This window comes from Monashia sp. HAY1-11D, assembly GCF_056868035.1.
Genome location: NZ_CP200320.1, coordinates 1899930 through 1916977 on the forward strand (window position 1 = coordinate 1899930; position 17048 = coordinate 1916977).

A 17048-nucleotide genomic window follows, 5' to 3' on the forward strand; every position below is an offset into this window, starting at 1 on the left:
CGCCTGGCAGGTCACACAGTCCTCAGGGGCGCGTCGTCGGAACGAGGGCGAACACGGGATGCCGACCCGCCTCCTTGAGGAAGTCCTCAACAGGGGCGTCCTTGGACGCGGTGAAGTAGGACCGTGTGGCCGAAGCCACCTGCAGGTACTGCCGCAGCACCGGCGCCGCCTCCGCCGGCGGAAGCTCCCGCACGTCGTACTCGGTCGAGGTGCGGCGCCGGCTGAGAGTCACCCTGCCGGCGGCGCGGGCGTTGAGCACCCAGTGCACCGGCCCGTACGGTGCGACCAGCCATTTCTCGTCGCCCGTCTCGACCACGGTGACCGGTGTCGAGTGCAAGCGACCGGTCTTCCGGCCGCGGACGGACAGCGTGTACGTGTGCGGTACGAGGCCCCAGGAAGCGAGAGTCCCGATCACCGTGTTCGCGACGCGCTGTACGCGGCCCACGTGGAACCTTTTCGCTGGCCACTTGTCGTCGACGGAAGCATCGCGGGCCATCTACATCTGCCTCTCACCTAGCCCTCAGACGAAGAATGCCACCGGCCGGCCCCTTGCGCACCACGGCCATGAGCGGGCTGCCTCATCGTCGACCTGACCCCATTGGGGCCACAGGTTCCGAGGCGCTTGCCCAAGGCGTCGTCGTCCTCCAGTCGTTGGGCGCCCCGACGCCGCGATCTCGCGGATCAGCGAGTCAGCCGGTTCGCCGGACGCCGGCCGATTCCAGACGAAGATGTCGTGCGCCAGTGGTCACCAGGGCGGCCTGCTGCCATGACGCGAGTCTTTCAGCAGCTGCGGTATCCAGTGCGGCGTCCGCGACACACACGGGCGGAGTGGGGCACTCGTCGCTGGCGTCGAGTGCCGTCAGGTGGACGGTGCCGACCCGATTCGCGTCGCGACTGCGGCTCAAGCGGTCAAGACCCGCGGGAACGTCGAGCGGTGGCGTAGGCCGGCTCGCGGAGCCGGCGAACCCAGGCGTAGGTGTCCAGGCCGGGCAAGGGGTTGCGGATGGGGTCGAATGACAGCCGGGCGTCTTCCTCACCGACCGGGGCGGGGTGAAGGACCAGCTGCGCAAATGGGTGCCACCGGCCCGAGCCGATGGCCCAGGCAAGCGCCACCGTCGTCGCGTCGTGAAAGACCGCAGAAAGCAGAACTCCACCGGCGGGCGTCCGATATGGCAGCAATGTCGTCAGCGGTCTCTGGTAGGGCGACCGGGCCGGCGTGAGCGTGTAACGGGTCAGCGGTCCAAGCCCGGTCGAGGCGAACAGCAGATCGCCGTGCCGGCCGCCGTCGCTCGGGACCCGGACTGCGAGCCCGAATATGTCTGGCACGGGGGCAGGCGTACCGACCGCTCGTGACTGCCGTACCAGCACGTGGTCCTCACCGACTTGGTCCAGCCATGCGGCGCCGGTCTCCTCCTCGGCGCCGAACCGGTGCAGTGTGCCTGGGACGACGGAGCCGCGCGGGTGGAGGGGCTTGGTAGCCGGCCGGGCGGCGGCGATTTGGGTTGCGACGCGCAGTATCTGTCCACCAGCGGACGAGGCGACGCGGGCCAGGAGATCGGGGACTGCCATGTCGCAGCCGTACCCGATCACAAGCGGAACGAGGGCATTTTCGCGCACACCGCGAGGAAGGCGCTCTCGGAACGAGCTGCCTGCCGGCGAGCCCACGTTCACGCTGTACTGGCTGTTGGTTCGCCTGAGCGCGACCTGTGTGGTCTGGTGGCCGGATAGTGCCGTGAACCGGCGGGAGACGCGGGCAACCTTGCGGACCTGGTCGTCGACGCGGCGGACATAAGCCCCTCACGCGCCGCTCCTCGCGGCGCGGTGCACGTCCGTAGACGGCCGACTGTTGGAGATACCTGAGTGCCGGTTGCGTCGCTAGAGGTCCGATCCGTTCGAGCGCCGCGCGCTGGTCGCCTCCAGCCGCTGCTTGAGCAGCGCCAAGTTCGCAGGGACCTCTTTGCGCGCGCCTTTGCTCGCGAGCAGCCGGATCAGGTTGCCGATGCCATGCCCTTCGAACCAGAGCCGGTAGTCGACGTGCGTGCCGGTGCCCGCACTCGTCGGAGCGAACGCGAGCGTCACGTGCGCGCGGACGGCACCGTCGATGCCTCTGATGCTCCAACGCCGCCCTGGCTCACACTCCGTGACCTCCCACCGGAACGTCCGCCCTCCGCCCGGAACCCGCCGGACCTCGTGCCCGTGCACGCCCACCGCCGCGGGCACTCCGGGCGGTTCGAACGCGGCGACTTCCACCGACGGCTGCCAGTCCGGCAGCCGTTCCGGGTCGCAGACGTAGTCGAAAACATCGTGCGGCGTCCGGGCGATGTCGGCGCTGGCTTCGATGAGCTTGGACATGACTTCCACCTGTTCTCGATGGCGGGGGAGCCCCCCGTCGCCCATATTGATGCCAGTATCGTTCTCCTCAATGTCGAGCAACGCAAGACGCAAGTACGACTCGCAGTTGCGCAGGGCGCAGGCCGCCCGCACCCGCACGCGCATCGTCGAGGCTGCCCACCGGCTGTTCGTGGAGCGGGGGTTCGCGGGGGCGACCATCCCGGCGATCGCGACTGAGGCCGGCGTTGCGGTGGAGACTGTCTACCGCTCGGCCAACGGGAAGGCCGGCCTCCTCGGTGACGCGGTGCGGGCAGCCGTGGCTGGGGGCGCGGAGCGTGCTGACGTTCCGGTGATCGAACGCCCGGCGATCCGGCGGATCATCGACGAACCGGACCCGGTGCGGCAGCTGCAGCTGTATGCGGCCACCCAGCCAGGAATCTGGTCGCGGGTCGGTCCCCTGCTACGGGTGCTCGACGCGGCCTCGACCAGCGATACATCGCTGATCGAGTTGCGCGAGCAGATCGCGGCGGAGCGGCGGCACGGCCTGCGCGCTGGCCTGGGGAAGATGCTCGAACAGCGCGGAGTGCTACGCCCCGGGCTGACCGCCGAGCGGGCGGGCGACATCGTCTACGCCGTGTGCGGCCAAGCCAACTACGAGGCGCTCGTCACCCAGTGCGGCTGGACGGAGAGGGAGTACCGGGACTGGCTGGTTGAGACGTTGGTAGCGGCCCTCCTCCCCTGAGAGACCGGCGCCCACCTCGACTGACTGTGCCCATCCGGCAGGGCGCCGAGCGTCACGCGGCGAAGTGACGCACCGTCAGGCAGCCGCCATGGCCTGGGGCGGCAGCTCAGGCCAGCCGTACGCTCAACTGCCCGTTGGCGAGTTGTCTGGTCTCCACCTTGTCGCTCCGCGACTCCACGAACGCTCGGAAGCTGGTGAACCCCAGCGATTTCTCAGTGAAGGCCGGATCCATTCGCTGCATCTGGCTCTTCACCCCCGCCGCGTAGACCCAGTCGTCATCGCCCTTTTGTAGTCCGACCCGAATGGCACGGACGAGGAGGCTGGTCGCCTCCTCTGCCGCGAGGTCCGCAGACGTAGAGTTCCGGGAAGTCTTCTTCGCGACGGCCTTCTTGGCCGGCGCCGCGGTCTCTACCGGCTTGGCCACCGGCGGCGGAGTGACCCCTGGCAGGTGGGCGTAGTCGATGAACTCGTTGCAGGCTGACACCAACGCCCTGCTGGTCGACCCGGCAACGCCGATGCCGACCACGTAGCGACCGAGTTGCTTGCAGCTCTGGGCGAGTGGAACGTAGTCGGAGTCTCCAGCAACAAGGACCACGTGCGTGATCTCGGGGTGGCGCATGAGGTCTTCGACGGAGTCGACGGCGAGCCTGATGTCGGCTCCGTTTTTGACCCCGGAGGCGGTGAACAGCTGAACGAGGTGAAGAGCTCGTCCCATCAGCTCCTCCTTGTACGCCGCGTTCGCAGGAACCGACCAGTCGGCGTAGGCCCGGCTGAGCGACACGCTGCCGAAGGAAGCCGCATAGTCGATGATCGCCCCGATGTCGACTCGCGCCGCAGCCAGCTTCGCGTCGAGCGGGTCCTTCGACGTTGTCGACCACCCATGCTTGCGCGGATCGTCGTGCCGCCACGCCTGCTTGCCGTGGACGTCGTCGTAACGGGAGATGACCACATTGTCGAAGTCGAGGTAGACCGCCACCCGTTCGCTCATGGCGCGAGCCTACGACTGGCGGGCAGCGGTCGCCCTCACGTCGGCGAGCACGATTAGCCCGGGACCTCCGCACCGACACACGGACACTCGAACCCTGACCGGCGTGGCGGACGCCTCAGCGCACGGCTTTGACGCGCTGCTCCCTAGGAGAAAAGCCCGTCGGTGATGGTCAGGCCCACACCGTTCTGAAAGACCCAGAAGAACGCGAGCGCGGCGCCCGCCAGCGCCACGTCCTTGTTGCACTGGATCATCTCCATCTGCTTGGCCATCGGCTCGGTCTCCTTCCAGAACGGGTGCATCAGGAAGGCGGTGGCGAGCAGGAAAAGTGCGATGAGCAGCGACCCAAGGTCGCCCCAGACGCCGAGGAGGATCATCAGTCCGCCGACGAGGATCTGCACCCCGGAGAGGCGGACCATGACCTTGGCGGCCGGGATGCCCTTGGAGGCGGCATAGCCGCCCATGGTGTCGGCCTTCGTCAGGTGCCCCACCGCGGATCCGAGGAACAGGTAGGCGTAGAGGATGCGACCGATGAGGAAAACCACGTCCATGAAGCCTCCTCCGAGAGTTTTCGGCAAGGGTGCCGCACAAGTTGTATTTTAATCCTCAACCACCCCCACAGCATCTGATATTGGCGGCTGGCGCGGCTGGTCGATGCCGCTCCCCACGGCAGCGACGCGTGGTCGGCATGGAGGGGGCAGCGCACCCCAGGGACCTATAGCCGCGAACCTCGGGAGAGGCCGATCCTCGTCGCCTCGCGGCGAAAGGACGCGCCTCGGACCCTTCTGGCAGGGGTGGTTGGCCTCCCGGACGAACGTCATCGTCGCGGACCTCTTCGTGCTCTTTGGATGCGTGGAGGTCGAGCAGCCGGCTGCGGTTCTTCGGGGACCGCCGCCATAGACTGCGGCGGGTGAGCAAACCTCCGCCGTACCCCACGATGGAGGACGTCATCGGCGGCACGCCGCTGGTGCGTCTGCAGCGCCTTCCGGGGCTGGAGAACGAACGCCGCGGCAACGTGCTGCTCGCCAAGCTCGAGGGGAACAACCCGGCCGGCTCGGTGAAGGACCGGCCGGCGATCAGCATGATCCGCGGCGCCGAGGCGCGAGGGGAGATCTCTCCCGGCGACACCCTGCTGGAAGCCACGTCCGGCAACACCGGGATCGGCTTGGCGATGGCGGCGGCGATCAGCGGCTACCCACTGGTCATCGTGATGCCCGAGGACGCCTCCACCGAGCGGATCCAGACGATGAAGGCGTATGGAGCCGACCTGGTCCTCACCTCGGCGCGCGGCGGCATGGAAGAGGCCCGCGACGTCGTGACGCGGATGGAGCGGGAGGGCCGCGGCCGGGTCCTGGACCAGTTCGGCAACCCGGACAACCCCCGTGCCCACGAGGACGGGACGGGCCCGGAGCTGTGGCGACAGACCGACGGACGGATCACACACTTCGTGTCCGCGATGGGCACCACTGGCACGATCATCGGGGTCTCGCGGTTCCTGAAGTCACGCAACCCCGGTGTCCAGATCGTCGGGGCACAGCCCGCGGAGGGCTCGAAGATCCCCGGGATCCGCGCCTGGCCCCCGGAGTACGTGCCGAAGATCTTCGACCCCTCGGCGGTGGATCGGACCGTGGAGGTCACCCAGACCGACGCCGAGGAGACGGCCCGCCAGCTGGCCCGCCAAGAAGGCATCTTCGGAGGTGTCTCGGCGGGCGGCGCTTGCTGGACCGCCCTGCAAGTAGCCGAGGAGGTCGAGGGGGCGACGATCGTCTTCGTGGTCTGCGACCGCGGCGACCGGTACCTGTCCAGCGGCGTGTTCCCCGCCTGAGATTCCGCTGACGCCCGGAGACAGCCGTCGAGGGTGGGACCGGCCCCCTCCGCCGCCCTACCGCACGATTGCCATACGCGGCGAAGTGACGCGGGCTGACGAGACCTTGATGTGCGCGACGTCGCGTGCTGCAGCAGCCTTAAGCCGATCAGTTGTTGAACGGGCAGCCCGTACTGAAGATCCCCGAGCAGGTGACCCTCATACGCATCGAACCGCCGATACCGGAGCCGCCGCCGCCGATGGTGATGCTGTTGATGCCCAGGACGCGGCCCTGCCGGTCAAGCAGCGGCCCGCCAGAGTTGCCGGGGTTGATCGACGCTGAGGTCTGGTACCAACTGGTTTCGATGCGGGAGATGATGCCGGTTGTCACTGTGCCCTCCAGCCCGTACGGCGAGCCGATGGCGACGACTGGGTCTCCGACCTTCGCCGGCGGCGCCGCCTGAAGAGGCGTCAGGCCGCCGCTGAGATAGAGAAGGGCGACGTCGTGCTCTTCGTCCCAGGTCCACAGCTTCGAGGGAAACTTCCGGTCTCCCTGGGAGGCGTAGGCGTTGGGGCCGCCCTGGACCGTGCATTCCTCGATCACGTGGTGGTTCGTGATGATCGCGGTGTCGTAGCCCTGGACTGAGCCGGCGCCGATAGCGAACCCCGAGCCCAGCGCGTCGCCACAATGCACGGTGACCACGGAGGACTTCACCTTCTCCACGACCGCGTTGGTGTCCAGGGCTGCCGCCTTGGCCTGTTCCTGCGCCTTGGCCGCCTTGCTGGCGGTCTCATTCGCGGTCGCAGCGCGGCTGCCAGCGTCTCCGGCGGCCACCTTGGCCGCCTCCGCCACCGTCTTGGCGCTAGCTGCCTCCTGTTGCGCGCTGGCCACGGACGTCTTCAGCTGTTGAACTTTCGAGTCGGCAGCGGCCAGGTCTGCAGAAAGTTGGGTGATCTGTTGTGAGTCGGCCTGTTGGCGCACGATGAGATAGCCGGCGCCAGCGGTGTTCGCCAGCAGCAACGCGATGGCGAAGCCGATCCCCAGCGCCCGATAGGCGCGACCCGGGTCTTTGCGCGCGGGAGCTTGCGAGTGCGTCTGGAACGCAGGCCAGATCTCCCGGTCGTCGCCGTGATCGTCCGTCACCTGCTGCCCCTGACCTGTGGCTCGAATACTCGGGGCGATGGTAGGCGCGAGTCCGAATGGTGCGCGGCGATTTCGCGGCAAAGGTGAGCGACTCCATGCGTGCAAGGGCTCCACCTGAGTTGGGGGCGCAACCGGATCTGGCGATTTCATCTCCGCGCCCTCGCTTCGGCTGTGACCATGTTGCGACACTCGCGAGGCAGGGGAGGCCGACATCAAGACAGGGTGGTATTACCAGCCGGGCGAGCAGCGCTTGCGGTATCACGACGGCGAAGGCTGGACCGGGCAGTACCGCAACCTCGATGACCCGCCGGCCGCACCCGTCGCCGACGTCGAGAGCACGGCACACGCTGCGGAATCGCCCGCGGCCACGGCCCCGTCAGAGCCTCGGAAACGAGCCCTTCCCATCTTGGCCGTCGGTGCCTGCGGCGTGCTCCTATTCGGATTCGGCGTTGATGGCCTCGTGAGCGGTGGTCCGCTTGACGGGCAACCATATGCCCATGCGACGGTGGCCGGGGCGCCCCCTGGCGCGGAGCCGCAACCGACCCCGTCCACACCGGATCCAGTCATGTCGCTGGAGCCGTCGACCTCGACATCGAACCGTTCATCGCGGCCGACCGCTCCGAAGCCGCCTGCGGCACGCCACCTGACTCCGGCGCCCGTCCCACCAGCTGCGCCCAAACTGGCTGTGACACCGCCTCCCAGCATCCCTCACGGGCGGTTCATCACGGCGACACCCAATATCTCGGGCTACCCGGTGGACCCGCCGCCCGCGACGGACGCATTCGACAAGGCATGCGCCAAAGTGATCGCTGGGCGCGTCGTCGAAGACGTCGCCACCGGCGACGCGCGGTTCATGGACCGTCCCGACCTCGGGGCCGCCACCACGATGGGCTTCCTCTCCACTGACATGGAGGACCTGCTGAACTGCGGCATGCCACGCGTGGCCGACCAAGCCACCTACTACGCCACAGTCACAACACTCCGTGACTTCTACGCCAAGGCAGGGGATCAACTGCCCCAAGACGTAGACGGCGCGCTCGCGACGTACAGCGTCGCGCGGCAACACACTGGGGAACTGCTGACGGTTCTCAATCCCATCCTTGGAACCCGATATCAGCTACCGCCCTGGAGCTACACCCCGGACCAGCCAGAAACTTGGAATTTGGGCTTGGCCCCATGAGTGCGCTCGCGGCGGTATGACGCTGGTTCAAGGTGGTCGGCAAGCGCTGCGGAAGGTCGTTAATTGCCGGAGCTGCCGAGGTCTGGCCGCCGATGTGCTCGGGAAACTGCTGTCCGCGTCGCGGGAGCCGCTGCGCATGTGTGCGCGGTTGCTCGGGCCTCCTCGAGCCGTTCGGGCGGTCAGGCGTGCGGGCTCGTTGGAGCGCTGAGCCGCCGACCCGCAGGACCGGGTGACCACGAGGCGGCCGCGTGGTCAGGCGGGGCCGAGGAACTTCACTGCGACGGGTGCGAAGTCCTGGTGGAACTGGAATATCCCGCCATGGCCAGAGTCGGGGTAGATGATCAACTCCGAGTCCTGGATGCGTCGGTGCAGGTCGTGGGAGAGGGCGCTGGGGACCATGCGGTCGTTGTCGCCGTTCGCGATGAGTGTGGGCTGAGTGATCCGTGACAGGTCGGCCGGGGCCGACCGCCCGTAGGTCTTGATGGCATTCAGCTGGGTGCGGAAGGCAGGGGTCGAGACCTTCCGATCGCGGTCGGTGGTGCGCTCCCCGAGGCGGCGGACGAAGGCCTTGGCTGCCTGCTTGCCGGTCTCGTCGCGGTTAAAGAAGAGGAACTCCTTCGGGTCAGAGCGGGTCAGCGTGGCGCGGAGGATGTCGTAGTAGGTGACGCGCGCGACCTTGTCCATGTCCTTGCCGCCCTTGGGCCCGGTGCCGGTGAGGACGAGCCGGCGGACCAGGTCGGGGTTGGCGAGCACGAGCGCCTGGGCGACCATCCCGCCGAGGGAGAACGCGAAGACGTCGACCCGGTCGTGACCGAGCGCCCCGATGAACCTGACGGCGTCAGCGGCCATCTCCTCGATGGTGTGCGGGACCGTTCCGGGCGATCCACCGACCCCACGGTTGTCGAACGCGATGACGTGGCGCTCCTGGGCGATCGCGTCGATGACCCGGGGGTCCCAGTTGTCGAGGTTGCCAGCCAGATGGACGAAGAACACGACGGGCACACCGCCCGTCGGGCCCAGCTCGCGGTAGGCGTATGTAACGCCGTCGGCGACGATCGAGCGGTTCGCCGCATCGCGATAGGCGATGGGTGCTCGGGTTCCGATGTCGGATGAGTTCGGGGTCGTCATCTCTTGCTCCTGCTCCTGCTCCGTGGCGCGGGGCGGCGCGTCGGGGATGGTCTCGTACGCCAAGGAGCACGCACGCGCCCATAGGATTATGACCGTACTGCTATGGTGGGCGCAGACGCAACGGTGAAGGAGTGAGCCCATGGCCAGGTACGGCGCCGAGCACAAGCAGGCGACGAGGCGGCGGATGATCGAGACGGCAGGTCGCCGGTTCAAGACTGATGGCATCGACGGTTCGGGCATCGCGACCCTGGTGGCCGACGCCGGCCTGACCAACGGCGCGTTCTACGGTCATTTCTCGTCAAAGGGTGATCTGGTCGCTGCCGTCGTCACCGACCAGCTGGACACCCAGGTCGCCCTGCTCGACTCACTTCCCGCAGGATCCGGCCTGGAGGCGTTCATCCGCGACTACCTCTCGGCCGCTCACCGGGACGACCCAGCCGCCGGTTGCTGCTCCGCGGCACTTCTCGACGAGATCGGCCGCTGCGACGCGGCCAGCAGGCAGGCCTACACCACCGGCATCCGCTCGGTCCTGACCGCCATCGCCCGACACCTTGATGACGCTGACGACCACACCTCGCGTGCGGAGGAGCAGGCCATCGGTCTCGTGGGACTGCTCGCAGGCGCCCTGCAGCTGGCGCGCGCCGTCCAGGACCGCGAGCTGTCCGACCGCGTGCTGGCCGCCGCCCACACCAACGCACTGAAGCTGCTGGCGCCCGCCGGCAACCGCGCGAACACGGACCAGGAGTCAGCATGAGGGCTTTCGCCGTCGACCACTACGGCCCCGACGGCCTGCGCGAGGCTGACGCGCCGGCGCCGACCGTCGGTCCCAGTGATGTCCTGGTCGACGTACGCGCGGCAAGCGTCAACCCACTCGACGTGATGATCCGCAACGGCGAGTTCAAGCAGCTCCTCAGCTACCCGCGACCGTTCATCCTCGGCCACGACGTCGCGGGCACCGTCGCCGAGGTCGGCCCCGACGTCAGCGCCTTCAAGGTCGGCGACGAAATCTGGGCCCGACCCCGCGACCACCGCATCGGCACCTTCGCCGAGTCCATCGCCATCGACGCCGCGGACATCGCGCTGAAGCCGGCCTCACTCTCCTTTGCCCAGGCAGCAGCCGTCCCCCTCGTAGCGCTCGCGGCCTGGCAGGCGCTCGTCGACCTCGCTCACCTCCGGCCGGGCCAGCGCGTGCTCGTGCACGCCGGAGCCGGCGGCTTGGGATCGACCGCCATCCAGCTCGCGCACCACCTCGGCGCCCACGTGGCGACCACCGCGCGCGGGACCCACGCCGAGACACTCACGGCGCTCGGCGCTGACGAGGTCATCGACTTCACCACCACCGACTTCACCGACGTGCTCAGCGACTACGACGTCGTCCTCGACTCGCTCGGGACCGACAGCCTGAACAAGTCGATGACCGTGCTACGGCCCGGCGGGCTGGCAATCAGCGTGGTCGGCCCGCCCGACCCCGCCTTCGCCACCCAGATCAGCAAGCCGCTGCTCAAGCCGGTGATGGCACTGCTCAGCCGCAAGATCCACCGGAGGGCCCGGCGACTCGGGGTGCGCTACCGCTTCTTCTTCATGCACGCCGACGGCGCCCAGCTGACGAACCTGGCCCGGCTCTACGAGGCCGGAGACCTCCGCCCGGTCCCCGACCGCACCTTCGGTTTCGACCAGACTCTCGACGCGGTCACCTACGTGGAGGAGGGCAAAGCGCACGGCAAGGTCGTCATCACCCGCTGACCACGTGACGACCACGCGGTCTTGTCGCCGCTGCCTGAGACAAGGACTTCACAAGTTGGATCGACGAACACCCGTCACCACCCACACTGTGCTGCCGCCTCCGCGCACAGTCGCGCCGGGACGGTTGCCAGCGGCCCGTAGGCCGCGCTCCACCGGCCAGGCGGGGATTCTGTCCAATCGAGGTTCCGACCCCCGGCTACAAGGCTAGCCACCTCAGCTCATGCGGCCTTGTGGAATCCATTGAGCGGTAAGCGAGGCGGCTCGCGGCGGAGTGACGCTGACGACGAGAGCCGCGGTCTGATCGGTGGATCTGCCCTTCGACCAAGCGTGCCCTCCACCTTCCCTCGACGCGGCCCGTCCTCCGCGTCGATCAGCCTCGCGAGCATCCCTTCCCACTAACGTGCCGCCCGTGATCACCCACCGCGTCCGTAAGCCGATCGTGCTGCTCGAAGCCTTCCTCATGCCGCTCGTCGCGGCCGCTCTGTTGCTGCTAGTCCTGCGGCCGCTCCCCCTTGCCGTTCCGCTCGCGGCCGCACTCCTGGCCTTCGGGATTCCTGGCCTCATCCGGGCATCGCACCGGTCCCTGACCATCACAACCGACGGGATCGAGCTTCAACGCGACAAGTACCGGCTGGACGCCTCTTGGGACGCGGTCGTAGGACTCGAGCGGGGCCGCCGGCGAGGGCTTCTCAGGGCCGACGAGCTGCTCTTGGCCGATAGCCGGATCAGCGCCGTTGACTACCGCGGCCGAAGGACGACGTTGCCCCCAGGTTTGGAAGGCCATCCCGCCATCCGCCGGGTGCAGGTCAACTTCTACGACGGAGATTGGGCGACAGGCCCGATCGGTGAACACCTCAAAGCCAAAGGCGTGACGCTCTAACCGGATGGCTGAGCGTCGCGCGGCACGGCCGCGCACGGGACAGCGTCAACCTGGGACCGCGACCGGCCGGGTACGGATGCGGAGTGCCACCGCGGCGGTGGACGGAAGCCCACCGCCGCGGGGACTCTGGGTCAGAGCCGCAGGCCGCCGGAGGCTTCGATGCGCTGGCCTGTGATCCAGCTGCCGGAGGCGGTCGTGAGACCGACGACGGCCTGGCCGACATCCTCAGGAGTGGCCAGACGCTGCAGGGCGGTCAGCCCGATGATGGTCTTCTGCAGGTCGGGGTCTGAGCGCAGGTGAGCGTCGCCGAAGTCGGTCGGCACGGCGCCGACGGCGAGGACGTTGGCGGTGATCCCGCGATCGCCGTACTCCAGCGCCTGGTAGCGGGTGAGCACCTCGATGGCTCCCTTGGCGGTGGCGTACGGGCCAGAACGGGCGAATGCCATCCGGGTCAGGGCACTGGAGATGTTGACGATGCGGCCGCCGTCGACGAGCAACGGCTCCAGGGCCTGAGTGAGGAAGAACGGGCCCTTGACGTGCACCCCGAAGACCTGGTCGAACTCGGCCTCGGTCGTGTCCTTGAGCAGGCTGTACAGCGCGGTGCCGGCGTTGTTGACCAGGATGTCGAACCGCCCGTCGGGCAGCTCGCTGCGCAGCGTCTCCACGAAGGCGGCGAACGAGGCGATGTCGGTGGTGTCGAGGTGCAGCGCGACACCGCGCCGACCTCTGGACTCGATGGACGCGACGACGTCGCGCGCTTCGGCCTCGCTGCTCTTGTAGGTGATGACCACGTCGAGACCTGCATCGGCGAGTGCCAGTGCGGTGGCGCGCCCGAGGCCGCGGCTGGCGCCGGTGACCAGGGCAGTGGTGGGGTGGTTGTTGTTGTCATTCGTCATGAGTCCCAACGTGGTGCCTGGCACGACTCGGTGAAAGAGACCCGTTCATCCACGGACTCCCGGTCTCTGGATGAGGCACGATCCCTCACCGAGAATGGGCCCCATGGATCGTGAACTTCTAGCCGACTTCCTGCGCCGGCGCCGCGAGGCGCTGCAGCCCGAGGACGTCGGGCTGACGCGTGGTCCCAGACGCCGCACCGACGGCTTGCGCCGTGAAGAGGTCGCGTTGCTCGCGAGCATGTCGACCGACTACTACACCCGCCTCGAGCAGCAGCGTGGTCCGCAGCCCTCACCTCCGATGCTCACGGCGATCAGTAGAGCGCTGCGACTGAGCCGGACCGAGCGCGACCACCTGTACCGGCTGGCCGGTCACGTCCCTCCGCGCAGTGACATGCGCAGCGACCACGTGTCACCAGGCGTGCAACGGGTGCTCGACAGACTCGACACGCCGGCCATGGTCACCAACGACCTCGGCGAGGTGTTGGCACAGAACCCCTTCGCCATCGCACTGTTCGGCGACGAGTCGCGCTTCGCCCCTGAGGACCCGAACAGGTCCCGCTTCCACCGCTGGTTCACCGATCCGCGCGAACGCGCGCTCCACCCTGTCGAGGAACAGCCGACCTACTCCCGTTCCTACGTGGCAATGCTCCGCCTGGCCGTTGGACGTCACCCGGACGATCCCCGTGCCCGCGCCCTGGTCGATCGCCTCCGCGCCTCGCCGGAGTTCGACGCGCTGTGGGCGGGTCACGATGTCGCCTGGAGGCCGGGGCCGGAGCGCAAGACGTTCCTGCACCCGCAGGTCGGCCGGATGGAGCTCGACTGCGAAAGCATGTCAACGGACAGCGATGTCCAGATCCTGCTCGTCTTCACCGCGACGCCGGGCAGCGAGTCCGCCGAGCGCCTACGTCTGCTCGGCGTCCTGGGAAGCCAGACCTTCTCCCCGGCCGCCATGCAGCCGTCGCGAGAAGACCCGACCGCCACAAGAACGTGGTGACCACAGACGGTGCGCTGGGCGGTCGAGCGTCTTCGAGGGGTGGTGTCACGTTTGCTGTCGTGCGCGTTCCTTGATCTGGGTGATGACGTCCGTCTTGGCGTCGGAGTAGGCGTTCATGTCGGGCCAGTCCTGGGCGGCGAGGTCACGTTTGGTGCGCGCGTAGAGCTCGCGGTCGGCTTCGTCGCGGCGTAGGTGATTGCGGCGGAGAAGGTACTCGCGGATCTGGGATCGTCGGTCTCGAGGATGTGTCCGTGGACATCACGCTCGGGTGTACGCACCAGGCGGTGGCCGGGCTCGCGGACCCGCAGGACGTAACCGGCGGCGAGGAGTTGGGGCAGGTAGTCCTCTTCGGCGGTGATGTCATTGACGACGACGAGAATGTCCACGATGGGTTTCGCGGCGAGGCCGGGTACGGAGGTCGATCCGATGTGCTGAATCGCTACGGCGCCCCGCGGTCCGAGCGCTGTGTGGATGCAGTCCTCGTGACGTTGGTAGGCCTGGGGCCAAGCGGGGTCAGGATCGACGACGACGAGCTCGCGCTTCTCGACGCCACCGACTAGCTCGGCGATCGTTACGTCTGCACGTCGATGAGGGCGGGGCGCAGGAGGCATCAGACGAGCGTAAGCAGCCGCGCTTGCTCCCGACAACTGCTAGCACGGACGTCCGCATTTGCCGCGGATGGCGCGTTCGATCGTCCGGGTTGAGGGCGTCGGTCTCATCCCGTCCTCGGTCGCCAGGAGCGGGCTGGCCAGTCAAGAAGGCGCAACGGGTGGAGGCTGGGAAACCGTCGGCCTTAATCGCGAGCGGTGAAGGAGTGGTGCTCGTGAAGGACTGTCCAGTGATCGCCCACCTTGCGCAGCCCCACAGTAAGGCGTAGACGTCGGTCCGGGATGGCCGCAAGCTCCTCAGGAGTCCCGCACCGAAGCAAGCCGTATGCGAATGCCACGTCTGGGCCGGCAACAACCTCCAACGACAAGAGATCGAAGGTGGCCCTCTCCTGCCACTTAAAGAACCCCGGCCACGTCTGCTCGTATGCGGCCAACCCGCGTACCCCATCCTCGGGTGGCGGGACGTCGTACATCACGATTTCCGGAGCGTGATGCGCCAGGACAGCCTCTAAATCGCCCTCGTGCGCAGCGATAGCCCACCCTTCGATGAGGCTCCGGATGGCCACTTCGTCGTCGTTCATCCTGCGCACCTCCGTTTGACAGGGGTGTTCACCCTTCGCGCACTGGATCGGTGGGCGCCATGTCCGCTCGTCCAGAGCTGCGGGCCACCTTCGGTCCCACCATGCCACTCACGGCTCACGATTGAGGGACAACTGTGCTGACGCTCGGTCGCCGACGTCGTCACGTGCTGGAAGCCCCCAGTGCAGAATCCACCCCAGCAGACGTCCTCTCTTGCCGCTGACTGGGCGCGGTCCAGGCGAGCTATCGAGAGTCGGGGAACGGATTGGGGGCCGGCCGGTGTCGGGATAGTTGTGGCATCGAATCGTGCTGGCCGGCTGACGCGCGGCATCTGCGCCGTGCTGCTGGGAACGTCCGTAGCAGGTTGCGGGGCTGACGCGATCATGACGCCGGTGAGCTTCCACGACGCGAGGGTCGTGCGTGGGGATGCGACCCTCATCAGGCTGTCGGCCGATTCGTGCAAGAGCCAGCCCTATCAGGTGAGGATCTCGGAGTCGGCTCGCGAGGTCCGTATCGCACTGGCCGCCGCCACACCCGAGGGCCCGCCGTTCCCAGCGTGCAGCCATCTGGTGGCGGTGCGCCTCAAGAAGCCGCTCGGCTCACGGCGCCTGTGGACGCCACCACCGATCGCCAAGTGCCTCATTGAGCAGGACCGCACCTTCTCCCCCAAGCAAGAGCATCCGCAAATGCCGCAGGGATCACGGACACTGCGTATCGTTCCAACGCCAGTCAAGAGAAAGTGAGGCGGCATCGTGGCATTCATCTGGCTCGGGCTGACCTTGGGCATGCTCGCCACTGTCACCATGTTCGGCGGCACTCCCGTCGAACTGGTGGTCTTCTTGTTCGCGGTATCCGCTGGCTGCGTCATCTGGGGCCTCATCCGACTGCTGAGGGCTCGAGCATCCGCCTGACTCGCACGCTCATGCCGCCGATGGCGCCCGGTCGATCGTCCTCGTGATGAAGGGCCCTCTGGGCTGGCCTGCCGCGCCTAAGCCCGTCAGCGGCTGGCCGGCGGCATACGCGTAGGGGGCGGTGTCGGTGAGGGCGTCCGAACGGATCAGCCGGACAACGCTGTCGGGTTGGGTCATGTCGCCGAACCTAGCGGCGGACGGCGTAGGGGCTCTGGCAACCCGGGCAGACCTCTTGTCGGCCGACCAGGCCGTGGTTGCGTGCGACATCCGCAACCCTCCGCGAGCACCTTCTCGAAGTCCTTGCGTGCCTGAGACTTGTTGCCCTCGGCGAGATACGTCTGCCCCGGTTCCACCAGAGCCATGCGGCGGAGAGCAGGGACGCGACCGCGGCGCCAGTGCGGCCTCTCAGGGCCTCGCGCGAGGCCTCGTAGGGGCCCTGCGCCCGAGTGGAGTGTTATGGCCGATTCGCGAGTCTGAGTACGAGGAGGCACAGGGTCATCGCCGCCGGTACACCTCCAGTGTCCCGGCGGATTGGCTGAAGGCTGCCCGGCTGGTCAGGCCGAGGGCTTGCCGCGGTAGCGGCGCACCTTGGCGCGGTCGCCGCAGGTGCCCATGTCGCACCAGCGCCGCAGCTTGCTGCGGGAACGGTCGAGGAAGGGGTGCGTGCAGCGGTCATCGGCGCAGAAGCGCACGACGGCCCCATCGGTGCGGTCGAACAGTTCCACTCCGGCCTGGGCCACCGCGGCGAGACAGGCGCCGGCGTCTCCTCGGCGTACCCGTCGCCCGTCCGGATCGAGAGTCTGCACCGGTCGCGGCCGGCGAGCGACGCGGTTGAGCGCCAATCGGCTTTGTTCGGGTAGCGGCGTCTCGTCGACCAGTGAGCGCACCAGGAGGTGCAGGTGTTCACGGAACCGGCGCGCCTGCGCGAGGTGGGCGGCGTCCACCTTCGGCTGACGGTCGACGAGTCCCGCTTCGACGTACCACCTCGCAAGGGCCGCACCGCTGGCCAGGCCCTCCTCGTCGGCGGTTCCGCGTTCGCTCAGCGTGCCGACGAAGTCCAACGCGGCATTGCCGGCGACATGCAACATAGCCATGTCACTAGTTTGACCGGTTACACGGTTGG

20 protein-coding genes and 2 pseudogenes are annotated in these 17048 nt (G+C 67.9%); 10 read left to right on the forward strand and 12 right to left on the reverse strand.

The genetic code is table 11. The features are described from left to right. Positions 1–22 precede the first annotated feature (22 nt). The 3 genes from AC1VM9_RS08780 to AC1VM9_RS08790 form a co-directional block, all read right to left on the reverse strand. Positions 23–445, reverse strand: coding sequence for a nitroreductase family deazaflavin-dependent oxidoreductase (locus AC1VM9_RS08780; protein ID WP_483122337.1), 423 nt, complete (start codon positions 443–445; stop codon positions 23–25). Positions 446–909: 464 nt separating this feature from the next. Continuing rightward, positions 910–1569, reverse strand: coding sequence for a hypothetical protein (locus AC1VM9_RS08785; RefSeq protein ID WP_483122338.1), 660 nt, complete (start codon positions 1567–1569; stop codon positions 910–912). 306 nt (positions 1570–1875) lie between these two features. Continuing rightward, the gene (locus tag AC1VM9_RS08790) at positions 1876–2352 is read right to left on the reverse strand and encodes an SRPBCC family protein (RefSeq protein WP_481342112.1); all 477 of its coding nucleotides are present in this window, start codon (positions 2350–2352) and stop codon (positions 1876–1878) included. Positions 2353–2422: 70 nt separating this feature from the next. On the opposite strand from AC1VM9_RS08790, the gene AC1VM9_RS08795 reads away from it, so the two are divergent. Then, complete coding sequence (locus AC1VM9_RS08795) at positions 2423–3073, forward strand: TetR/AcrR family transcriptional regulator (RefSeq protein ID WP_483122339.1); 651 nt, start codon at positions 2423–2425, stop codon at positions 3071–3073. Positions 3074–3179: 106 nt separating this feature from the next. On the opposite strand, the gene AC1VM9_RS08800 is transcribed toward AC1VM9_RS08795, so the two are convergent. Next, positions 3180–4061, reverse strand: coding sequence for an NYN domain-containing protein (locus AC1VM9_RS08800; protein WP_481342116.1), 882 nt, complete (start codon positions 4059–4061; stop codon positions 3180–3182). 143 nt (positions 4062–4204) lie between these two features. Beyond that, positions 4205–4609, reverse strand: a complete 405-nt coding sequence (locus AC1VM9_RS08805) for a DoxX family protein (protein ID WP_483122341.1) — start codon at positions 4607–4609, stop codon at positions 4205–4207. A 359-nt stretch (positions 4610–4968) separates the two neighbouring features. Here AC1VM9_RS08805 and cysM point away from each other — a divergent pair, with 359 nt between their 5' ends. Continuing rightward, positions 4969–5883 (forward strand): cysteine synthase CysM, encoded by a 915-nt coding sequence (cysM, locus tag AC1VM9_RS08810; protein WP_483122342.1) that lies wholly within the window; start codon positions 4969–4971, stop codon positions 5881–5883. A 148-nt stretch (positions 5884–6031) separates the two neighbouring features. On the opposite strand, the gene AC1VM9_RS08815 is transcribed toward cysM, so the two are convergent. Continuing rightward, positions 6032–7006, reverse strand: coding sequence for a trypsin-like peptidase domain-containing protein (locus AC1VM9_RS08815; RefSeq protein ID WP_483122343.1), 975 nt, complete (start codon positions 7004–7006; stop codon positions 6032–6034). A 211-nt stretch (positions 7007–7217) separates the two neighbouring features. Between AC1VM9_RS08815 and AC1VM9_RS08820 the strand changes: the two are divergent. Together AC1VM9_RS08820 and AC1VM9_RS08825 are read left to right on the forward strand one after the other, a co-directional pair. Beyond that, positions 7218–7307, forward strand: a pseudogene (locus AC1VM9_RS08820) (DUF2510 domain-containing protein); the annotation flags it as partial. 264 nt (positions 7308–7571) lie between these two features. Next, positions 7572–8186 (forward strand): hypothetical protein, encoded by a 615-nt coding sequence (locus tag AC1VM9_RS08825; protein ID WP_481342120.1) that lies wholly within the window; start codon positions 7572–7574, stop codon positions 8184–8186. A gap of 252 nt (positions 8187–8438) precedes the next feature. Here the strand turns inward: AC1VM9_RS08825 and AC1VM9_RS08830 are convergent, their stop codons facing one another. After that, positions 8439–9314 carry an alpha/beta fold hydrolase gene (locus AC1VM9_RS08830; RefSeq protein ID WP_483122344.1) on the reverse strand — a complete coding sequence of 292 codons (876 nt, stop codon included), beginning with the start codon at positions 9312–9314 and terminating at the stop codon, positions 8439–8441. 139 nt (positions 9315–9453) lie between these two features. On the opposite strand from AC1VM9_RS08830, the gene AC1VM9_RS08835 reads away from it, so the two are divergent. The 3 genes from AC1VM9_RS08835 (at position 9454) to AC1VM9_RS08845 (ending at position 11937) form a co-directional block, all read left to right on the forward strand. Continuing rightward, positions 9454–10068, forward strand: a complete 615-nt coding sequence (locus tag AC1VM9_RS08835) for a TetR/AcrR family transcriptional regulator (protein WP_483122345.1) — start codon at positions 9454–9456, stop codon at positions 10066–10068. Then, positions 10065–11057: an NADP-dependent oxidoreductase gene (locus AC1VM9_RS08840; RefSeq protein WP_483122346.1), complete on the forward strand. Its 993-nt coding sequence runs from the start codon at positions 10065–10067 to the stop codon at positions 11055–11057. The genes AC1VM9_RS08835 and AC1VM9_RS08840 overlap by 4 nt, the downstream gene beginning before the upstream one ends. A 409-nt stretch (positions 11058–11466) precedes the next feature. Next, positions 11467–11937: a hypothetical protein gene (locus AC1VM9_RS08845; RefSeq protein WP_483122347.1), complete on the forward strand. Its 471-nt coding sequence runs from the start codon at positions 11467–11469 to the stop codon at positions 11935–11937. 131 nt (positions 11938–12068) lie between these two features. Here AC1VM9_RS08845 and AC1VM9_RS08850 read toward each other — a convergent pair whose 3' ends face one another. Further along, positions 12069–12833 (reverse strand): SDR family NAD(P)-dependent oxidoreductase, encoded by a 765-nt coding sequence (locus AC1VM9_RS08850; RefSeq protein ID WP_483122348.1) that lies wholly within the window; start codon positions 12831–12833, stop codon positions 12069–12071. A gap of 103 nt (positions 12834–12936) precedes the next feature. Between AC1VM9_RS08850 and AC1VM9_RS08855 the strand changes: the two genes are divergently transcribed. Beyond that, positions 12937–13827: a helix-turn-helix transcriptional regulator gene (locus tag AC1VM9_RS08855; RefSeq protein WP_481341955.1), complete on the forward strand. Its 891-nt coding sequence runs from the start codon at positions 12937–12939 to the stop codon at positions 13825–13827. A gap of 45 nt (positions 13828–13872) precedes the next feature. On the opposite strand, the pseudogene AC1VM9_RS08860 reads toward AC1VM9_RS08855, so the two are convergent. Then, a pseudogene (locus AC1VM9_RS08860) lies at positions 13873–14438 on the reverse strand (GrpB family protein). A 182-nt stretch (positions 14439–14620) separates the two neighbouring features. Continuing rightward, positions 14621–15016, reverse strand: coding sequence for a YybH family protein (locus AC1VM9_RS08865; RefSeq protein ID WP_483122349.1), 396 nt, complete (start codon positions 15014–15016; stop codon positions 14621–14623). A 390-nt stretch (positions 15017–15406) separates the two neighbouring features. On the opposite strand from AC1VM9_RS08865, the gene AC1VM9_RS08870 reads away from it, so the two are divergent. Together AC1VM9_RS08870 and AC1VM9_RS08875 are read left to right on the forward strand one after the other, a co-directional pair. Next, positions 15407–15757, forward strand: a complete 351-nt coding sequence (locus AC1VM9_RS08870) for a hypothetical protein (RefSeq protein WP_483122350.1) — start codon at positions 15407–15409, stop codon at positions 15755–15757. Positions 15758–15766: 9 nt separating this feature from the next. After that, positions 15767–15925, forward strand: coding sequence for a hypothetical protein (locus AC1VM9_RS08875; protein WP_481341958.1), 159 nt, complete (start codon positions 15767–15769; stop codon positions 15923–15925). 9 nt (positions 15926–15934) lie between these two features. Here the strand turns inward: AC1VM9_RS08875 and AC1VM9_RS08880 are convergent, their stop codons facing one another. Both AC1VM9_RS08880 and AC1VM9_RS08885 read right to left on the reverse strand, forming a co-directional pair. Further along, on the reverse strand, positions 15935–16102 hold the full coding sequence (locus AC1VM9_RS08880; protein WP_481341959.1) for a hypothetical protein: 168 nt from the start codon (positions 16100–16102) through the stop codon (positions 15935–15937). Between the two features lie 377 nt (positions 16103–16479). Beyond that, complete coding sequence (locus AC1VM9_RS08885) at positions 16480–17013, reverse strand: CGNR zinc finger domain-containing protein (RefSeq protein WP_481341960.1); 534 nt, start codon at positions 17011–17013, stop codon at positions 16480–16482. Positions 17014–17048: the final 35 nt, after the last annotated feature.